The 2,131-nt window shown below is 40.4% G+C and carries 3 protein-coding genes and 1 pseudogene; 2 read left to right on the forward strand and 2 right to left on the reverse strand.

Annotated features, from left to right (window positions below; genetic code table 11):
* A partial coding sequence (locus O9332_RS17335) for a photosynthetic reaction center family protein (RefSeq protein WP_502846658.1) occupies positions 1–402 on the reverse strand: 402 nt, incomplete at its 3' end.
* Positions 403–587: 185 nt separating this feature from the next.
* Here O9332_RS17335 and cynS point away from each other — a divergent pair.
* Entirely contained in the window at positions 588–1,025 is a 438-nt protein-coding gene (cynS, locus tag O9332_RS17340; RefSeq protein ID WP_002761093.1) for a cyanase, read from the forward strand.
* Positions 1,026–1,443: 418 nt separating this feature from the next.
* Complete coding sequence (locus O9332_RS17345) at positions 1,444–1,641, forward strand: hypothetical protein (protein WP_002761095.1); 198 nt, start codon at positions 1,444–1,446, stop codon at positions 1,639–1,641.
* A 358-nt stretch (positions 1,642–1,999) separates the two neighbouring features.
* Here the strand turns inward: O9332_RS17345 and O9332_RS17350 are convergent.
* Positions 2,000–2,131 (reverse strand): annotated as a pseudogene (locus O9332_RS17350) (IS630-like element ISMae24 family transposase); the annotation flags it as partial.

Below are 2,131 nucleotides of genomic sequence, written 5' to 3' on the forward strand. Positions count from 1 at the left end.
AGACAGTTCCCACTGACGACCGAGGTAGCAGAAGACACCTAGTAAGAAGTGGAAAATGACTAACTGGTAGGGACCACCGTTGTATAACCACTCATCTAAGGAAGCTGCTTCCCAGATGGGGTAGAAGTGGAGTCCAATCGCGTTGGAAGAGGGAACAACTGCACCGGAGATGATGTTGTTTCCGTAGAGTAGAGAACCGGCTACAGGCTCGCGGATACCGTCGATATCTACGGGAGGAGCGGCGATAAAGGCGATGATGAAGCAGGTGGTGGCGGTGAGCAGGGTGGGGATCATGATGACACCGAACCAACCGATATAGAGACGGTTGTTGGTGCTGGTGATCCACTGACAGAACTGCTCCCACAGGGAAGCGCTCTCGCGCTGTTGTAGAGTGGTGGTCATGGTTGGATAATTTCTGTATGTATTAGGTTGTCAAGGTTCGTTGTTTGACATGAGTTAATACTATCGGCTTTTTATAGTTATGTAAAGGGGTTTTAAGGAATGTTTTTTTATCAATGTCATAACTTTTACTTATATAACTGATGTTCAGGTAAACTAGAAGCAGACAAATTCTGCAAAAATAAGCGATGATACCCGAAATTACTGCAAAACTATTGGAAGCGAAGAAGGAAAAAGGCCTCAGTTTCGCTGACCTAGAAGCGATTCTAGGGAGAGATGAGGTGTGGATTGCCGCTGTTTTTTACCGGCAAGCGAGCGCCTCCCTAGAAGAAGCAACGAAAATTGTGGCAGCTTTGGGACTGGGAACCGAAATCGTCGCATCCTTAACCGAGTATCCTGTCAAGGGATTGGGTCCTGTTGTCCCCACCGACCCCCTGATTTATCGTTTCTACGAGATCATGCAGGTGTATGGAATGCCGCTAAAATCGGTGATTCATGAAAAATTCGGCGATGGTATTATGAGTGCGATCGATTTTACCCTCGACGTGGATAAGGAGGAAGACCCTAAAGGCGATCGCGTTAAAATTACCATGTCGGGTAAGTTTTTATCCTATAAGAAGTGGTGAGTCCGGCCAAAGTCAACGGCAAGGAATAGAAATTCCTTGCCGCTCTTGGTATTTTTCTTAACAAAACTTAACAATTGACGGCAAAATTTTCCTTGCTTTTGTCGGCAGATTTTGGGATAATATTTTTAAAAGACTTTATTCATAATGGAAATCTAAGCAGTTGGTGATAAACACAGATATCCGATTATAAGAGAATCATAACCCAAGCCGCCGCAAAAGTCAAGGTATCTCTCCTAATTATGCTGTGAAACTTCTAATTCCTTGAGCGGTGAGGGTTTGGGGAATTATGAATTATGAATTATGAATTGGGGAGTGGGAAGACAGTAAACTGATATAGTCATTTCAGATAAGTCTGATACGCTCTAGACCGATGAAACCCTGATTAACTCTAGCATTGATATTCTCAATCTTAATTGAAATGACTATAACTGCCAATTCAGACTTCAATTGGCGATGTTATATTGAACATTTTCAAGAAGAAGGCGCACCGCAAAGCGGATCTCTGCGAGATCGCTGTTTTTTTACCGCTTATGAAACTAACATTATTGTTCCTTTAAAATCTTTGAGGATTGAGGTAGAGATGGCAGATGTTTATAACAAAGTAATCTTTAGTTAAAGCCTTAAATATGGAGCTTTTGTTATCATTAGAATATATAAATATTCGTCATTTTAAAAAAAAATTAGCGTAGGCAATGATTAATAGAAAAACTGAAGACTTGTGCAAGTTGTTGTGAACAAGTTACCTCCGCTATTCGGCGAAGATTAACCATAACGATAGCTCCAAAAAACATTATATTAACAAGAAATGGTGAATAGGGAACTCCGAAATATGAAGAAGCAGCAGATAAAAAAAGATGTGCCACAAAATATGATACTATAACAAGCAATAAATCAGTTAAAATCGTGGATATATCTAAATTTAAGCCTAGTACAGGTGTTATAGCATAACTTAGAATAGTCAAGCTAGTAAGTACCTAGGCAAAATTAATTACATACTCGCCTCCAAAATTGTCCAGCACTTTTTTAACGTAAGCGAGGAGGCTCTTTCGGTCTTTATAGGCGCTAAATTCAATCCATTCATATTTTAAAAATCTCCATAATATTTC

This window comes from Microcystis sp. LE19-10.1B (genome assembly GCF_027530565.1).
Classification (GTDB): domain Bacteria; phylum Cyanobacteriota; class Cyanobacteriia; order Cyanobacteriales; family Microcystaceae; genus Microcystis; species Microcystis aeruginosa.